The organism is Variovorax sp. GW458-11-26-14-LB1 (assembly GCF_059423965.1).
Genome location: NZ_JBWKYW010000043.1, coordinates 1 through 15616, shown reverse-complemented (window position 1 = coordinate 15616; position 15616 = coordinate 1). Strand labels below are relative to the sequence as shown.

Genomic DNA, 15616 nt, shown 5'->3' with positions numbered 1-15616 from the left:
ACCGGGGGCAACACCAGCGGCCCGGCAAAGCCGGTTCCGCGGTGTTCCGCGCGAAGACGTCATCAACGAGGCTGTTGTTTTCCTTCGAGCAGCTTCACCATCACGAACAACACCCGGTTCGCCGGCGTCGGCACACCCAGCGCCTCGCCGCGCCGCACGACCAGTCCGTTGAGGTGGTCGATCTCGCTGCGCTTGCCGCGTGCGAGGTCCTGCGCGGTCGACGAATACTGCGAGGGCATCGACTGCGCGATGCCGCGCACCGCCGCATCGACATCGCCCGGAATCACCACGCCTTCGGCCTTCGCCACCGCGAGGCATTCAGCGACCACGTCGCGGATCACGTCCGTCACGCCCGTGCCCTGCACGAGCTCGCCGTACGGCAGCTGCGACACGGCCGACAGCGCGTTGTAGGCGCAGTTGAGCACCAGCTTGGCCCACAGCGCGCCGCGCACGTTGTCGGAAATCTGCGTGGACACGCCGGCCGCGATCAGTGCCTGCGCGACCTCGTCGCTGCGGCGCGACGGCGCGATCACCAGCTCGCCGCGGCCGTGGTGCTTCACATGGCCCGGCCCCGCCATCTCGGTCGCCACGTAGACCACGGCGGCGGCCACGTCGTGCGACGGCAGCGCCGCGCGCACGCGCGCGTCGTTGTCAACGCCGTTCTGCAGCGTGAGCACCAGCACGCCGGGTGCGAGGTGCGGCTGGATCTGCGCGGCAGCCGATTCGGTGTCGGTGGACTTCACGCAGAACAGCACCAGGTCGGCGCCCTGCACGGCGCCCGCTTCGGTGCTGGCATCGAGGCGCACCTGTTCATCGAAGGCCTTGGTCTCCAGCCGCAGGCCGCTTGCGCGCACCGCCTCCACATGCGAAGGCCGGCCGATCAGCACGACTTCGTGACCCGCGCGCGCCAGCATGGCGCCGTAATAACAGCCGACCGCGCCGGCACCCATGACTGCGACTTTCATCGATTCGATTCCTTGGTTGTTCCGTGGACAGAGCGTAGCGAAGACGGCCGCTTCATGCCTCGGTCTCCACGCCGCGCGACTTCTGCCCTTCGTCCATGATCCATTCGCGAAACGCCGCGAAGGCCGGCAGGTCGAGGCGGTCGGGCCGGTAGCACAGGTAGTGGCCCTGGTCCACGCGCACCGGCGTGCCGCAGGGGCTCAGCAGCGCGCCTTCGGCCAGCTCTTCCTGCACCAGCAGCTTGGGCACGAGGCCGATGCCCAGCCCGTTGAGCGCCGCCTGGATCAGCGCCGAGTACTGCGCGAAGCGCGGGCCGGCCACGGTCTGCACCTCGGGCACGCCGTGCTGCGCGGCCCACTGGCGCCAGGCGGTGGGTGCGCCCTCGTGGTGCAGCAAGGTGTGGCCGACGATGTCGATGGGCTGCACGATGCGGTGGCGCCCCTCGACCAGCGCGCGGGCCACGATCAGCACGAACTCGCGCCCCGCGATGTATTCGGACACCACGCCGGGCCAGCCGTCGGGGCCGTAGCGGATGGCGGCATCGACGCCGGCCGGGATGCCGTCGCTGGGCTCCAGGTGGCGGCTGAAGCTCAGCATCACGTGGCGGCTCTTCTGGCTGAAGGCCGGCAGGCGCGGAATGAGCCATTTGGTGAGGAAGGTGGGCACGCTGGCCAGCGTGAGCAGGCCGGCGCCGGCATCGCCCGAGCGGGCCTCGAAGGTCGCGGTCTCGATGGCGCGCAGGCCGCCCGAGATCTTCTGCCAGTACACGCGCCCCTGCGGCGTGAGCTGCACGCCGCGGCCGTTCTTCTGCAACAGCTCGCGGCCCAGGAAAGCCTCGAGCCCCGCGATCTGCTTGCTGACGGCGCTCACGGTGATGCACAGGGCACCGGCCGCGAGCGTGATGCTCTGCTGGCGCGCCACGGCGTCGAAGGCCAGCAGTTCCTGGATGGTGGGGCAGTCGCGTTTCATGCCTGGCTCCGGTTGATGAAAGTCGCGTGAAAAACACTTGCCGATTGCTCAAGTGTCGTCATCCAACTTTCACCCATAAGTGTGCATCTGCTTCCTAGAATTCGCTGGAACGCGGCAATCCGCCGTGGGCAAAAAGTAGAGCATCCGGAAAGTATGCCGGGTGCGCAAGACCTTCGGAGACACCCCCTTGATTCGCGGCATCTCGCTCGTCTACGGCCTGTACCTGCTGCTGCCCATCGCCCTGCTGGCGATCGGCAGCTTCGGCGGCAACTGGACCAACACGCTGCTGCCCACGGGCATCACCGGGCAGTGGTATGTCGACCTGTGGCTGGACACCTCGTTCCGCAAGGCCTTCGTGAGCAGCCTCGTGGTGGCGATGGCGGCCTGCGCGATCAACACGGTGCTGGCGCTGCCGCTGGCCTATGCGCTGTACCACGGCGCGCGACGCGGCAGCAGCATCGCGGCGCGCATCGTGAGCGCCACGCCGGTCGCGGTGCCGACCATCACGCTGGCCTTCGGCTACATGATCGTGTTCAACACCGACCTCGCGCCGTGGCTGGGCTCGATGCCGCTCTTGATCGCGGCGCACGCGATCCTCACGCTGCCCTACCTCACCAACACGCTGCTCACCGACCTGCGCCACCTGGACCTCGGGCGGCTGGAGCAGGCGGCCGCCACGCTCGGCGCCTCGGGCTGGCAGCAGTTCACCGGCATCGTGCTGCCCAGCCTGCGCCAGAGCCTGATCAGCGGGCTGGTGATGGTGGCGGCCATCTCGGTGGGCGAGTTCGGGCTGTCGAACCTGCTCACGAGCTTCCAGAACCGCACCTACCCGGTGGTGCTGCTGCAGGCCTTCTACGGCGCGACGGGCTTTGCCTGCGCGGCGACCGTCATCCTTCTCGTGCTGGCGAGCGCGTCGGCCCTTCTTTCCTCTTCTCTGGTGAAGCAGCGCGCATGAGCCTCTTACTCGACAACGTCAGCTACAACTACCCCGGCAGCGCGCACGGCCTGCACGACGTGTCGCTCGACGTGCGCACGGGCGAGCTCGTGGCGGTGATCGGGCCCAGCGGCTCAGGCAAGTCGACGCTGCTCAAGCTGGTGGCGGGGCTGGAGACCGGCCACACGGGCCGCATCGTGCTCGGCGGCGACGACATGTCGCGCACGCCGGTGCACCAGCGCCACATCGGCATGGTGTTCCAGAGCTATGCGCTCTTTCCGCACCTGAGCGTGCTGGACAACGTGGCCTACGGGCTCAAGCTGCGCAAGGTGGACACGGCCCCGCGCCGCCAGCGCGCCCAGGAGCTGCTCGACATCGTCGGGCTGGGCGACCACGCACAGCGCGCCGTGGCGCAGCTCTCGGGCGGCCAGCAGCAGCGCGTGGCCCTGGCCCGCGCGCTCGCCATCGATCCGCGTGCGCTGCTGCTCGACGAACCGCTGTCGGCGCTCGACGCCAGCGTGCGCGGCCACCTGCGCGACCAGATCCGCTCGATCCAGCAGCGCTTCAACGCGACCACGCTGCTGGTCACGCACGACCAGGAAGAAGCGCTGGTGATGGCCGACCGCGTGGCGATGCTCAAGGACGGCCGCCTGCTGCAGATCGCCACGCCGCGCGAGATCTACGAGCACCCTGCCAGCCGCGCGGTGGCGGAGTTCGTCGGGCTCTCGACCATCCTGCCCGCCAAGGTGGCCTCGCCGGGCCGGCTCGACATGGGCTTTGCCGAACTCTTCGCCGAGACCGGCAGCCGCTCCTTCGGCACGCCGGTGCATGTGCTGGTGCGGCCCGAACACATCCGCCCCGACCCGGCGCCCGACAGCGTGAACCGCCTGGTCGGCCGCACCGGCGCGCAGCGCTACCTGGGCGCGCTCACGCGCTACGACTTCGACGTGGCGGGCGCGGGCAAGCCCTTCCTCGCCGAGTCGGCCGCGCCGGCGGCCGAAGCGATCGCCATCGCCCCCGAACATCTTCGCCTGCTCGACCACTGACCTTTTCCTTCCAAGGAGCCCCCCATGCAACGCAGACATCTGATCCAGGCCGCCGGCGCACTGCCCGTGCTGTCCCTCGCGCGCACCGCCTTCGCCTTCGACGGCCCCGAGCTCTACGCGGGCGAGAAGGCGCTGTACGCCGAGGCGCAGAAGGAAGGCCTGTGCGTCTCCTTCGACACCGGCCCCGAGTGGGCCAACTGGAAGTCGCTGTTCCGCGACTTCAAGAAGCGCTACCCCGAGATCGAGCTGACCTACAACGACATCGGCTCGGCCGCGACCGTCGTCGCGCTCGAGAAGACCAAGCGCCGCCCGCAGGCCGACACCGCCTACTACTTCGCCGCCTCGGCCGTCGATGCCGCGAAGAAGGACGTGGTCGCGCCCTTCAAGCCCGTCAACTTCGACAAGCTGCCCGCCGTGTTCCGCGAGGCCGAGGGCCGCTGGTTCACCATCCACACGCTCAACATCGCCTTCCTGGTGAACAAGAAGCTGGTGAAGAACGTGCCCACGGGCTGGGCCGACCTGCTCAAGCCCGAGTTCAAGAGCACGGTGGTCTACCTCGACCCGCGCTCCACCGGCATCGGCCAGGTGCTGACCTTTGCCGCGGCCTACGCCAACGGCGGCAGCGTCGACAACGTGCAGCCCGGCACCGACTACCTCGGCAAGCTGCACGCGGCCGGCAACGTGCTGCGCGTGGAAGGCACCACGCCGTATGCCAAGTTCCTGAAGGGCGAGATCCCGGTATGGATCAGCTACGAGAACGACGGCCTCAAGGCCAAGCACGTCGACGGCATGGGCGACGCGGTCGAGGTCGTGATCCCGAAGGAAGCCAGCGTGGCAGCGCCGTATGCGATCAGCCTGGTGAAGAACGGCCCGAACCCGAACGCCGGCAAGCTGTGGCTCAACTTCATCATGAGCGAGGCCGGCCAGTCGCTGTTCGCGCAGGGCTTCGTGCGCCCTGCCGTGCCGGGCACGCCGCTCTCGGCCGATGTCGCGGCCAAGATGCCGGCCGCGCCGCAGATCAAGCCGCTGGACGTGGTGAAGGCCTCGGAGCGCAAGGCCGAGGTCGACAAGCTCTGGGCGCAGGCCGCGCTGGGCAAGTAAGAGGCCGTGATGCGACGCTTTGGCGCCTGGCCCGCCTGGGCCTTCATGGCGCTGTTCTTCGCGGTGCCGCTGGCGGCGCTGCTGCCCGAGGCCTTCGGCGAGGGCGGCAGTGCCTTCGGGCGGCTGTTCGGCAACCCGCTGTTCCTGGGCGCGCTGCGCAACACGCTGGGCCTGGGCCTGGCGGCGGGTGCGATCTCGGCGCTGGTGGGCACCTGCATCGCCATCGAACTGGCGCGCCAGCCCGAAGGCCGGCGCCAATGGATGATGACGCTGCTGGGCCTGCCGCTCGCGTTCTCGGGGCTGGTGATCGCCTACGGCTTCATCCTCGCGTTCGGCCGCGCGGGCTTCGTGACGCAGCTGCTCGCGGGGCTGGGCGCCGACCCGGCCGTGATCGGCAGCTGGATCTACAGCGTGTCGGGCCTGGGGCTGGCGTATGCCTACTACCTGATCCCGCGCGTGGCGCTGTCGCTGTACCCCGTGTTCGCCAACCTCGACCTGCGCCCGGCGCAGGCGGCGCGCACGCTGGGCGCCTCGAAGGCGCGCGCCTTCCGGGACACGGTGCTGCCCGAGGTGCTGCCCTCGGTGCTGTCGAACGCCTGCATGGTGGCCGCGATTGCCATGGGCACCTATGGCACGGCGCTGGCGCTGGTGGGCACGCAGCTGAACATCCTGCCGCTGATGCTGCTCGCGCAGGTGGGCGACGGCGGGTCCGATTTCGCGGTGGCGGCGGCCCTGTCGCTGGTGCTGATGGTGGTGTGTGTGGTCGTGATGGGAGTGGGCGATGTCTTTACACGAAGGCGCGAGCGCGGTGCTGTCGGCGCCGGTCACTGAGGCGCTGACGCGCCTGGCGCAACGGCAGTGGGGGCCGCAGCGCCACCGCCAGCCGGTGGCGATGCTCGGTCCGGGCGACGGCGGCCCGGCCGAATGCGAAGCCGCCTACGCGGTGGCGCATGCGCTGGCCGGCGCGGGCATGGCGGTGGTCTGCGGCGGGCGCGGCGGCGTGATGGCCGCGGCCTCGCGCGGCGCAGTGGAAGCCGGCGGCATCGCCGTGGGCATCCTGCCCGAGGACGACGACCGCCATGCCAACGAATGGCTCAGCGTGGCCATTCCCACCGGCATGGGCGAGATGCGCAACGGCATCATCGCGCGCAGCGGCGTGTGCCTGGTCGCCATCGGCGGCAACATGGGCACGCTGTCGGAGATGGCCATGGGCCTCAAATGGGGCAAGCCGGTGTTCGTGATGCACGGCGACGTCGCCCTGCCCGGCGCGGTGCAGGCCACGGACGTGGACGACATGCTGGCCAAGGTGCTGGCCTGCCTGCTGGACTGAGGCCCGCTCACCCTGTTTCCGGCCTCCCCATCGACACGGGCGCATTGCACAATGACGGCATGCCCTACATGCCCACCTTCGTCGCTCCCGCCCGCTTCACCGACGCCGCCGAGGCGCTCGACCAGGTCAAAGCCATCTACCAGGGCGGCCTGGCCCACCTGCGCGAATCGATGCTGCGCTTTGTCGCCGGCGAGGCGCTGCCGGGCCGGGTGCGGGCCTGCTACCCGTTCGTGCGGGTGCACACGCACACCGTCTCGCGCCACACGCCGCCGGCCAACGCCGGTCTGAGCTACGGCTTCGTGGCCGGCCCCGGCCGCTACGAGACCACGCTGACGCGGCCCGACCTGTTCTCGCGCTACTACCTGGACCAGTTCCGCCTGCTGCTGGAAAACCACCAGGTCGAGATCGAGGTGGGCACCAGCACGCAGCCCATTCCGATCCACTTCTCGTTCGCCGAGAACGACCACATCGAAGGCACCATGAGTGCCGAGCGCCGCGCCCTCATGCGCGACGTGTTCGACCTGCCCGACCTGGGCGCCATGGACGACGGCATCGCCAACGGCACCTTCGAGGCGCTGCCCGGCGAGCCGCAGCCGCTGTCGCTGTTCACGGCGGCGCGCGTCGACTATTCGCTGCACCGCCTGCGCCACTACACGGGCACGGCGCCCGAGTGGTTCCAGAACTTCGTGCTGTTCACCAACTACCAGTTCTACATCGACGAGTTCGTGCGCCTGGGCCACGAGGCCATGGCCGACGAGAACAGCGAGTACATCGCCTTCATCGAGCCCGGCAACGTGATCACGCGCCGGCGCGGGCTGGCCGCGGGCCGCAGCGACACCTTCGCCCACCTGCTGGACGGCAGCCAGGGCACCGCGCCGCCGCGCCTGCCGCAGATGCCGGCCTACCACCTGGTGCGCGAGGACTACAGCGGCATCACCATGACCAACATCGGCGTCGGCCCGGCCAACGCCAAGACCATCACCGACCACATCGCCGTGCTGCGCCCGCACGCCTGGATGATGCTGGGCCACTGCGCCGGCCTTCGCAACACGCAGCAGCTGGGCGACTACGTGCTGGCCCACGCCTATGTGCGCGAGGACCACGTGCTCGACGAGGAGCTGCCGCTGTGGGTGCCGATCCCGGCGCTGTCGGAGATCCAGCTGGCACTCGAGCAGGCGGTGGCCGACGTCACGAAGTGCGAGGGCCCCGACCTGAAGACGATCATGCGCACCGGCACCGTGGCCAGCACCGACAACCGCAACTGGGAGCTGCTGCCCGGCAACCAGCCGCAGCGCCGCTTCAGCCAGAGCCGCGCCGTGGCGCTGGACATGGAAAGCGCGACCATCGCGGCCAACGGCTTCCGCTTCCGGGTGCCCTACGGCACGCTGCTGTGCGTGAGCGACAAGCCGCTGCACGGCGAGATCAAGCTGCCCGGCATGGCCAACCACTTCTACCGCGAGCGCGTGGAACAGCACCTGCGCATCGGCATGCGCGCCATCGAGATCCTGCGCCAGGAAGGCACCACCCGGCTGCACAGCCGCAAGCTGCGAAGCTTCGCGGAAGTGGCTTTCCAGTAGGCTCCGACGCCTTTCGCCCCTCTTTCCCCCTCAGGGTTTCTCCCTGTGCGGGCGAGGGCGTGTTTGCCTTGTTTCGCGGACATCATTGGCTGTCACGTACACAACTGGAAACACGATGCGCCCGTCTTCGCCGCCTGCTGCCGCCGCCCTTCCCCTGTCCCGCCGCCGCTTCGGCACCTGGCTGGCAGCCTCGGCCGCTGCCGCCGGTGCGGGCCAGGCCGCGCTGTGGGCCGGCAACGCCCGCGCGGCCGACGCGCCGCTGAGCAGCAAGCTGCGCATCGTCATTCCCGCCAACGAAGGCGGCGGCTGGGACCAGACCGGCCGCGCCCTCGGCGCCGCCCTGCTGGCCTCGGGCGCCGTGGGCACCGTCACCTACGAGAACATCGGCGGCAAGGGCGGCACCATCGGGTTGGCCAAGTACGTCGAGAAGTACGACGCCGACCCCGAGGCGCTGCTGGTCAGCGGCATGGTGATGGTCGGCGCGGTGGCGCTGCAAAAGCCCGCCGTCACGCTGGCGCACGTGTCGCCCGTGGCGCGCCTGACCAGCGACTACGAGGTGGTCGCCGTCAAGGCCGACTCGCCCATCAAGACCCCCAAGGACCTCGTCGCCCAGCTGCGCGCCGATGCCGCCAACACGGTCATCGCGGGCGGCTCGGCCGGCGGCGTGGACCACATGTTCGCCGGCATGCTGGCGCGCGTGGCCGGCGCCTCGGCGTCGCTGAACTACCAGCCGCACCCGGGCGGCGCGCAGGTGGTCGAGGCGCTCGAGACGGGCAAGGCGGCGGTCGGTATCTCGGGCTACAGCGAGTTCGCCGAGAACATCGCCAACGGCAAGCTGCGCGCCATCGGCGTGTCGTCCAAGCACCCGTTCCAGGGGATCGCCTCGGTGCGCCAGCAGGGCGTGGACGCCGACCTGGCCAACTGGCGCGGCGTGATGACCGGCAAGAAGGTGCCGCCCTACCGCCGCGGCCAGCTGCTCGAGGCGGTGCAACGCGCCACCACGCACGACCTCTGGCAGAAGACCATCAAGCGCAACAACTGGGACCCGTACTGGATGGCGGGCAAGGACTTCGAGAGCTTTCTCGAACTCGACACGGCGATGGCCGGCCCGCTGATCTATCTGCTCAAGCTGAAGGCCTGAGCGCCCTCTCCTTCAAGCAAACAGTTCCGGCATCTCCCGCTGCGCCTTCGGCGTCAGCGTGAGCGCGCGCCCGTCGAGCTCCTGCCGCACCCAGCCGCGCCGCAGCGACAGCTGCAGCCACGCGGCGCCGAGCGCGCCGCCCAGGTGCGGGCGGCGTTCGCTCCAGTCGAGACAGGCGCAGGCGAAACGGCGGCGCGAACGGCGCACGGCGTCGACCTCGACGCCCAGGCTCTCCAATGCAATCGCGCCGTCGGGCGTGAGTTCGTACGAGCCGCTCGCAAGGCCGCTGAGCCAGCCCTGCGCATGCAGCCGGTCGTGCAGCGCGACGCCCGCGGTGCCGGCCATGTGGTCGTAGCAGGTGCGGGCGCTGCGCAGGCGGCTCGGCGTGTTGGGCTGGAAGGCGGTGGCCGCGGGGCGCGGCGCGCCGGCCACGACCATGAGGCTTTCGAGCGCGGCGGCCACGTCGTCGCTGGCCAGGCGGAAGTAGCGGTGCTTGCCTTGCACGAGCACCTCGACCAGCCGCTCTTCCTTCAGGCGCGCGAGGTGCGCGCTCGCGGTCGAGGCGGCCACCTCGGCCACGGTGGCCAGCTCGGTGGCGGTGCGGGCGTGGCCGTCCATCAGGCAGTTCAGCATGCGGGCGCGGGCCGGCTCGGCGATGGCGCCGGCGAGGCGGGCGAGCTGGAAGTCGGAAGCGGTGGTGTCGTCCATGCGGGCATCCTAAGGCGGCGCCGCTTCCCACACTTCGTTCGCGGCCGAAGTGTGCCGGCGGCGGCGAACGCACACTGCGCGCCATGACTACCGCCACGCTCACTCATCCCGCCGACCCGGTCGCCGCCGCCACGCACGCCGACCCGTACCCGTACTACGCCACCCTGCGCGACGGCCCGGCGCTCGCGTGGCACGAGGGCTTGCGCGTCTGGGTCGCGAGCCGCGCCGATGTCGTCATGCAGGTGTTGCAGACCCACGGCGCGCTGCGCGTGCGCCCCGCCGCCGAGCCCGTGCCGCGCGCGATCGTGGGCAGCCCGGCGGGCGAGGTGTTCGGTCACCTCGTGCGCATGAACGACGGCCCCGCGCACCAGGCGCACCGGCCGGCGTTGCAACGCGCGCTGGCCGGGCTCGACCTGCAGGCGGCGCACGCCGCCGCGCTCGACGTGGCGCGACAGCTGCCTGCACAGGCGCCGCTGTCCGAGGCGTTGTTCTCGCTGCCCGTGCGGGCGATGGCGCACCTGCTGGGCTTCGACGAGGCAACGTTGCCGCAAGTGGACCGCTGGATGCGCGACTTCGTCGCCTGTCTTTCTCCGCTGTCGAACGCCGACCAGTTGCAGGCGGCGAGCGTGGCGGCCGGCGCGCTGATGAACCGTTTCGAAGCCCTGAGCACGAACGCCTCGCCGCGCGACGGCACGCTGCTGGCGGCGGTGCTGGCCGAAAGCGCGGCAAGCGCGCCGCTCTCTCGCGCGCTGCTGGCGAACCTCGTCGGCCTGCTCTCGCAGACCTGCGACGCCACGGCGGGCCTGCTGGGCAACAGCCTCGTCGCACTGGTGCGCGAGCCCGCGCTGCGCCCGCTGGCACGCACGCGCGACGGGTTGCTCGCCATCGTCGAGGAGACGTCGCGCCATGACCCGTCGGTGCAGAACACGCGCCGCTTCGCGATCGAGCCCGTCGAGATCGCCGGCACCTCGCTGGCGGCGGGCGACGCGGTGCTTGTGCTGCTGGCCTCGGCGCAGCGCGATCCGGCGTTCAACCCCGATCCCGACCGCTTCATGCCCGTGCGTGCGCAGCGGCGCGTGCTTGGCTTCGGCCATGGCATGCATGCGTGTCCGGGGCTGGCGCTGGCCTGCACGCTGGCAGCTGCTGGCCTCGAAGCGCTGTTGCGCCAACGAAGCGCACCCGATCTCGACACGCTCGGCTGGCACTACCGCCCGTCGGTCAACGGACGCATTCCCGTCTTCGACTGAGTCAGTGCGCGGCCCAGCGGCCCGTGCCCGCCAGGTGCGGCGACAACGCGGCCTCGCCCCAGCGCAGTGGCAGCGCCGCCGGGCGGCGCAGCGCGCGGGTGACATGAAAGCGCATCAGCCGCTCCGCGCCCTCGAATGCCGCCACCTCAGGGCCGTCCGTGACGATCTCCGCCGTGGCGCTCAGGTGCAACAGCTCGCCGGTGTCGAAATCGACGAACAACAGGCCCGCGCGCGGGTGCGCCTGCAGGTTGCCGAGCGTGTTGAAGAAGCGGTTGCCGTTGAAGTCGGGCACCGTGAGCACGCCGCCCGCATCGACGCGCACGAAGCCCGGCCGTCCGCCGCGGTGCGACACGTCGACACCGTGCGAGCGCGCATCGGCCGCGTCGCCCACCGCCACCGCGTCGGGATACGCCGTGGCGATGAACAGCGTGTCGGCCGCGCCGATGAGCCGTTCGGCCGCGAGGTCGAGCGTGTCGAGCCACTGCACGGCGGGCTCGTGGGCCGGCGGCGCGGCGAACACCGGCTCGCGCGCCTGGATGTAGCGCGGGCAGTTGCCGAAGCTCTGCTGCACCTCGACCATGAAGCCCGCTGCATCGAGCGCCTCGACCGTGCCGTTCATGCGATTGCGCCGCCGCGTGTGCGGCTGGATGCCCAGCAGCCCCAGCGTGGCACCGGGCGCGAGCTGGCCCGTGAGCGGATCGCCGGCGCCCGGCAGCGCGTCGATGCGCAGGTGGGTCGCGTCGGGCGAGTGCGCAAAGCCGGCCGGCGCGGCGAGCATGCTGGCCCACGGCTGCAGGTCGGCGTCGAGGCTGCCGACCACGAGGAACGGCAGCAGTGCGAAGAACTCGCGGTGCTGGTCGGGCATGTAGTCGCGGATCACGCGCGGGCCCACCGCCTCCATCTGCTCGCGCGAGCCCACGAGCGATTGCAGCGCGCGCTCGCCGGCGTGGAAGGGCGCAGCGATCATGACGCCACCGCCAGGCCCACCGGCGAACGCACCATCGGCACGAACCCGGGCAGGGCTTCCACGCGCGCCAGCCAGGCGCGCAGCTGCGGGTAGGCGTCGAGCGACACACTGCCCTCGGGTGCATGCGCCACGTAGGCGTAGTTCGCGATGTCGGCCAGCGTGGCCGACGGCCCCGCGAGGAAGGGCTGCTCGGACAGGCAGGTCTCCATCACCGCGAGCAGCGCGTGCGAGCGCTTGACGGTCTCGGTGCGGTCGGCGTCCACGCCGAACAGCACCATGATGCGCGCCGCCGCCGGGCCGTAGGCCAGCGGGCCGGCCGCCACCGAGAACCAGCGCTGCACGCGCGCCGCGCCCACCGGGTCGCGCGGCATCCAGCGCGCCGGGTCGGGGGCGTAGCGTTCGTTGAGGTACACGAGGATGGCGTTGGAGTCGGCCAGCGTGACCTCGCCGTCCTCGATCACCGGCACCTGGCCGAAGGGGTTGCGCGCCAGGAACTCCGGCGTGCGGTGCTCGCGCTGGCGCAGGTTGAGCTCGACGATCTCGAAGGGCAGGCCCAGCACCGAGAGGAAGAAGCGCACGCGGTGCACGTGGCCCGAGATGGCGCTGCCGAAGAGCTGGATGGGCTGGGCGGGCTGACGGGTGTTGCTGCTGTTCTCGGTCATGAAGAGTCCTTCGGGTGGGTGTGGCCTCGATTCTTCTCTCTTCCATCAAATGAATGAATAGCCTTTGTCGGATTTGACTGCTGCGTTTTCCGGTTTAATCGCGCCATGGATCGCTTCAAAGCCATGCAGACCTTCGTGCAGATTGCCGACCAGGGCAGCCTGACCCGCGCCGCCGAAGCGCTCGGCAGTTCGCTGCCCGCCGTGGTGCGCGCGCTCGCCGCGCTCGAGGCGCACCTGGGCGTGCGCCTGTTCCACCGCACCACGCGGCGCCTGTCGCTCACCGAGGAAGGCCGCCACTACCTGCCGAGCGCGCGCGAGGTGCTGCTCGCAGCCGACGCCGCCGACCAGGCGCTGAAGGCCGAGGCGCGCGAACCCGCGGGGCAGCTGGTCATCACCGCGCCGGTGCTGTTCGGCCACATGTACGTGGCGCCGGCCATCGTGCGTTTCATGCAGCGCCACGAGAAGGTGCGCTGCAGCGTGCGGCTGCACGACCGCACCGTGAACCTGCTCGAGGAGGGCATCGATGTCGGCATCCGCATCAGCCCGCTCGAAGACTCGTCGCTGGTGGCGCAGACGCTGGGCACCATCCGCCGCGTGGTGGTGGCCAGCCCCGCCTTACTGGCGCAGCACGGCGTGCCGCGTCATCCGCGCGACCTGGCGGGCGCACCCTGCGTGCGCGGGCGCATCGATGCACCGTCGCAATGGGCGTTCCGCGATGGCGGCAAGACCGTGCACGTCACGCCCGACAACCGACTGGAGTTCAACCACCTCGCGCCCGCCATCGAGGCCTGCGCCGCGGGCATGGGCTTCGGCACTTTCTTCTCCTACCAGGTGCTGCCGCACGTGGCGCAGGGCCGGCTGCAGCTGGTGCTCGAAGACTACGAGCCCGCGCCCCGGCCCGTGAGCGTGATCTACCCCAACGCGCGGCTGCTGCCGGCGCGCACGCGGGCCTTCATCGACTGGATGAAAAGCGAGTTCAGCGGCTTGCGCATGTAGCTGCTGCGCCAATCGGCCGGCTGCGTCAGAATGGCCGCGTGCCATCCCACACCACCCCCTCCTCGCCCTCTTCTTCGTCGTCTTCCCCGTTGTTCCAGGTCCGTGGGCTGCGCAAGCGCTACGGCGAGACCACGGTCGTCGACGACCTCTCGTTCGAGATCGCGCCCGGCGAGTGCCTGGGCGTGATCGGGCCGAACGGCGCGGGCAAGACCACCACCATCCGCATGTGCCTGGGCCTCACCGCGCCCGACGGCGGCAGCATCGAGGCGCTGGGCCTGCAGATGCCGCGCGACGCGCTGGCCATCAAGGCGCAGCTGGGCGTGGTGTCGCAGTTCGACACCCTCGACCCCGACTTCAGCTGCGCCGAGAACCTCGTGGTGTACGGCCGTTATTTCGGCTTCAGCAAGGCGCATGTGCGTGCGCGCGTGCCGCAGCTGCTGGAGTTCGCCGCGCTCTCGCACAAGGCCGACGCCAAGCCCGGCGAGCTGTCGGGCGGTATGCGCCGGCGCCTGTCGCTGGCGCGTGCGCTGGTGAACGACCCCAAGTTGTTGCTGCTCGACGAGCCCACGACCGGGCTCGACCCGCAGGCGCGGCACCTGATGTGGGAGCGGTTGCAGGTGCTGTTGCAGCAGGGCAAGTCGATCCTGTTGACCACGCACTTCATGGACGAGGCCGAGCGCCTGTGTTCGCGGCTGCTGGTGCTCGACCACGGCCGCAAGATCGCCGAAGGCCGGCCGCGCGACCTGATCGCCGAGCACCTGGAGCCTGATGTGGTCGAGGTGTATGGCAATGGAGCGCTGTCGCTGGCCGGATCTGCCGAGCTGCAGGCGCTGGCTGCGCGCGTGGAGGTGAGCGGGGAGACGGTGTTCTTCTACACGCAGGATGCGCGGCGTCTGCTCGATGCGCTGACGCAGCACGGCGGGCTGCGCACCTTTCATCGGCCGGCCAATCTGGAAGATCTTTTCCTCAAGCTCACCGGTCGGCAGATTCGCCAGGATGGCTAGGCCTTCTTTCTATGAACACAACCACTACCGCTTCTTCTGCCGTTTCTCCCGAGGCACCTGTGCCGCCTTCACCCTCCGTGTGGCGCGCGCCTGAACTGTCGATGCGATGGTGGCCGGTGTTTTTGCGCAACCTGCTGGTGTGGCGCAAGCTTGCTTTACCTAGCCTGATCGGGAACATCGCGGAGCCGCTGATCTGGCTTGTGGCGTTTGGCTACGGGATGGGCGCTTTGGTGGGGCAGGTGACGGTGGATGGCACGCAAGTGCCCTACATCCTGTTCCTGGCGAGTGGGTCGATCTGCATGAGTGCGATGAATGCGGCGAGCTTCGAGGCGCTGTATTCGGCGTTTTCCCGGATGCATGTGCAGAAGACTTGGGACGGGATCATGAATGCGCCGGTGGGGCTGGATGACATCGTGCTTGCGGAGATGTTGTGGGCGGCGTTCAAGTCGATCTTTACGGTGACTGCGATCTTGTTCGTGATGCTTGGACTTGGGATCAGTCACAGCCCTAAGTTGATCGTGGCCTGGATGGTGTTGATTGGATGTGGGATCACGTTTTCTTCTGTGGCGTTGATCTTCAATGCGTTGGCTAAGGGGTATGACTTTTTTACGTACTACTTCACGCTGTTCATGACGCCGATGATGTTTTTGAGTGGGGTGTTTTTCCCGCTGGAGCAGCTGCCTTCTGTTGTGCGGTCTGTGGCTGCTTGGTTGCCTTTGACGAATGCTGTGGCACTGGTGCGGCCGTTGTTTATGGATCGGTGGCCTGAAGGGTGGTGGGTGCATGCGGGTGTGTTGGCTTTGTATGCGGTCGTTGCTTTTTGGATTGCGTTGGCTTTGACTCGGAAGCGGTTTCGGGGGTGATTCCTGGGGCGCTTTTCTTGTTCTTTCCCGAGGCCGGGTCTCGGCCCGGCGGCCGACCTACTTTTCTTTGCTTCGCCAAAGAAACGTAGGCAAAAGAAAGGCGACCCT

The 15616-nt window shown here is 69.6% G+C and carries 16 protein-coding genes; 11 read left to right on the top strand and 5 right to left on the bottom strand.

Annotation, left to right across the window (positions count from 1 at the left end; all coding sequences use genetic code 11):
- Positions 1-62: 62 nt before the first annotated feature.
- A complete protein-coding gene (locus tag AC07YS_RS23800) occupies positions 63-965 on the bottom strand; it encodes a ketopantoate reductase family protein (RefSeq protein ID WP_495268036.1) in 903 nt (300 codons plus the stop codon).
- A gap of 52 nt (positions 966-1017) precedes the next feature.
- Positions 1018-1932, bottom strand: coding sequence for a LysR substrate-binding domain-containing protein (locus AC07YS_RS23795; protein ID WP_070061858.1), 915 nt, complete (start codon positions 1930-1932; stop codon positions 1018-1020).
- Positions 1933-2119: 187 nt separating this feature from the next.
- Between AC07YS_RS23795 and AC07YS_RS23790 the strand changes: the two genes are divergently transcribed.
- The 7 genes from AC07YS_RS23790 to AC07YS_RS23760 all read left to right on the top strand — a co-directional run bounded on the left by AC07YS_RS23790 (position 2120) and on the right by AC07YS_RS23760 (position 9061).
- Positions 2120-2887: an ABC transporter permease gene (locus tag AC07YS_RS23790; protein WP_495268035.1), complete on the top strand. Its 768-nt coding sequence runs from the start codon at positions 2120-2122 to the stop codon at positions 2885-2887.
- Entirely contained in the window at positions 2884-3912 is a 1029-nt protein-coding gene (locus AC07YS_RS23785; protein ID WP_495268034.1) for an ABC transporter ATP-binding protein, read from the top strand. Before AC07YS_RS23790 ends, AC07YS_RS23785 begins: the two co-directional genes overlap by 4 nt.
- A gap of 24 nt (positions 3913-3936) precedes the next feature.
- Complete coding sequence (locus AC07YS_RS23780) at positions 3937-5013, top strand: extracellular solute-binding protein (RefSeq protein ID WP_062481407.1); 1077 nt, start codon at positions 3937-3939, stop codon at positions 5011-5013.
- Between the two features lie 9 nt (positions 5014-5022).
- Entirely contained in the window at positions 5023-5844 is an 822-nt protein-coding gene (locus AC07YS_RS23775) for an ABC transporter permease (RefSeq protein ID WP_062481405.1), read from the top strand.
- Positions 5795-6343 (top strand): TIGR00725 family protein, encoded by a 549-nt coding sequence (locus AC07YS_RS23770; RefSeq protein WP_062481403.1) that lies wholly within the window; start codon positions 5795-5797, stop codon positions 6341-6343. The genes AC07YS_RS23775 and AC07YS_RS23770 overlap by 50 nt, the downstream gene beginning before the upstream one ends.
- A gap of 59 nt (positions 6344-6402) precedes the next feature.
- Positions 6403-7920 (top strand): AMP nucleosidase, encoded by a 1518-nt coding sequence (locus tag AC07YS_RS23765; RefSeq protein WP_492686960.1) that lies wholly within the window; start codon positions 6403-6405, stop codon positions 7918-7920.
- Positions 7921-8035: 115 nt separating this feature from the next.
- Positions 8036-9061, top strand: a complete 1026-nt coding sequence (locus tag AC07YS_RS23760) for a Bug family tripartite tricarboxylate transporter substrate binding protein (RefSeq protein ID WP_167395071.1) — start codon at positions 8036-8038, stop codon at positions 9059-9061.
- 12 nt (positions 9062-9073) lie between these two features.
- On the opposite strand, the gene AC07YS_RS23755 is transcribed toward AC07YS_RS23760, so the two are convergent.
- Positions 9074-9769: an ArsR/SmtB family transcription factor gene (locus AC07YS_RS23755; RefSeq protein ID WP_070061854.1), complete on the bottom strand. Its 696-nt coding sequence runs from the start codon at positions 9767-9769 to the stop codon at positions 9074-9076.
- 83 nt (positions 9770-9852) lie between these two features.
- On the opposite strand from AC07YS_RS23755, the gene AC07YS_RS23750 reads away from it, so the two are divergent.
- Entirely contained in the window at positions 9853-11016 is a 1164-nt protein-coding gene (locus tag AC07YS_RS23750) for a cytochrome P450 (protein WP_495268033.1), read from the top strand.
- 1 nt (position 11017) lies between these two features.
- Here AC07YS_RS23750 and AC07YS_RS23745 read toward each other — a convergent pair whose 3' ends face one another.
- Together AC07YS_RS23745 and AC07YS_RS23740 are read right to left on the bottom strand one after the other, a co-directional pair.
- Entirely contained in the window at positions 11018-11983 is a 966-nt protein-coding gene (locus tag AC07YS_RS23745; protein ID WP_495268032.1) for a flavin-nucleotide-binding protein, read from the bottom strand.
- Positions 11980-12645, bottom strand: a complete 666-nt coding sequence (locus AC07YS_RS23740) for a glutathione S-transferase family protein (RefSeq protein ID WP_493195277.1) — start codon at positions 12643-12645, stop codon at positions 11980-11982. The genes AC07YS_RS23745 and AC07YS_RS23740 overlap by 4 nt, the downstream gene beginning before the upstream one ends.
- 105 nt (positions 12646-12750) lie before the next feature.
- Here AC07YS_RS23740 and AC07YS_RS23735 point away from each other — a divergent pair, with 105 nt between their 5' ends.
- From AC07YS_RS23735 to AC07YS_RS23725, 3 genes are read left to right on the top strand one after another with little or no spacing between them, the layout of a single operon-like run.
- Positions 12751-13641 (top strand): LysR family transcriptional regulator, encoded by an 891-nt coding sequence (locus tag AC07YS_RS23735; protein ID WP_495268031.1) that lies wholly within the window; start codon positions 12751-12753, stop codon positions 13639-13641.
- A gap of 38 nt (positions 13642-13679) precedes the next feature.
- Complete coding sequence (locus AC07YS_RS23730; protein ID WP_062481101.1) at positions 13680-14645, top strand: ATP-binding cassette domain-containing protein; 966 nt, start codon at positions 13680-13682, stop codon at positions 14643-14645.
- Between the two features lie 11 nt (positions 14646-14656).
- Entirely contained in the window at positions 14657-15508 is an 852-nt protein-coding gene (locus AC07YS_RS23725) for an ABC transporter permease (RefSeq protein ID WP_495268030.1), read from the top strand.
- The last annotated feature ends 108 nt before the right edge of the window (positions 15509-15616 follow it).

What these genes read in the sequence shown, in the direction of transcription:
- AC07YS_RS23745 (WP_495268032.1), bottom strand. Translation starts at nt 11,983, where the DNA reads ATGATCGCTGCGCCCTTCCACGCCGGCGAGCGCGCGCTGCAATCGCTC.
- AC07YS_RS23735 (WP_495268031.1), top strand. Translation starts at nt 12,751, where the DNA reads ATGGATCGCTTCAAAGCCATGCAGACCTTCGTGCAGATTGCCGACCAG.
- AC07YS_RS23740 (WP_493195277.1), bottom strand. Translation starts at nt 12,645, where the DNA reads ATGACCGAGAACAGCAGCAACACCCGTCAGCCCGCCCAGCCCATCCAG.
- AC07YS_RS23760 (WP_167395071.1), top strand. Translation starts at nt 8,036, where the DNA reads ATGCGCCCGTCTTCGCCGCCTGCTGCCGCCGCCCTTCCCCTGTCCCGC.
- AC07YS_RS23725 (WP_495268030.1), top strand. Translation starts at nt 14,657, where the DNA reads ATGAACACAACCACTACCGCTTCTTCTGCCGTTTCTCCCGAGGCACCT.
- AC07YS_RS23765 (WP_492686960.1), top strand. Translation starts at nt 6,403, where the DNA reads ATGCCCTACATGCCCACCTTCGTCGCTCCCGCCCGCTTCACCGACGCC.
- AC07YS_RS23775 (WP_062481405.1), top strand. Translation starts at nt 5,023, where the DNA reads ATGCGACGCTTTGGCGCCTGGCCCGCCTGGGCCTTCATGGCGCTGTTC.
- AC07YS_RS23795 (WP_070061858.1), bottom strand. Translation starts at nt 1,932, where the DNA reads ATGAAACGCGACTGCCCCACCATCCAGGAACTGCTGGCCTTCGACGCC.
- AC07YS_RS23750 (WP_495268033.1), top strand. Translation starts at nt 9,853, where the DNA reads ATGACTACCGCCACGCTCACTCATCCCGCCGACCCGGTCGCCGCCGCC.
- AC07YS_RS23800 (WP_495268036.1), bottom strand. Translation starts at nt 965, where the DNA reads ATGAAAGTCGCAGTCATGGGTGCCGGCGCGGTCGGCTGTTATTACGGC.
- AC07YS_RS23785 (WP_495268034.1), top strand. Translation starts at nt 2,884, where the DNA reads ATGAGCCTCTTACTCGACAACGTCAGCTACAACTACCCCGGCAGCGCG.
- AC07YS_RS23770 (WP_062481403.1), top strand. Translation starts at nt 5,795, where the DNA reads ATGTCTTTACACGAAGGCGCGAGCGCGGTGCTGTCGGCGCCGGTCACT.
- AC07YS_RS23780 (WP_062481407.1), top strand. Translation starts at nt 3,937, where the DNA reads ATGCAACGCAGACATCTGATCCAGGCCGCCGGCGCACTGCCCGTGCTG.
- AC07YS_RS23755 (WP_070061854.1), bottom strand. Translation starts at nt 9,769, where the DNA reads ATGGACGACACCACCGCTTCCGACTTCCAGCTCGCCCGCCTCGCCGGC.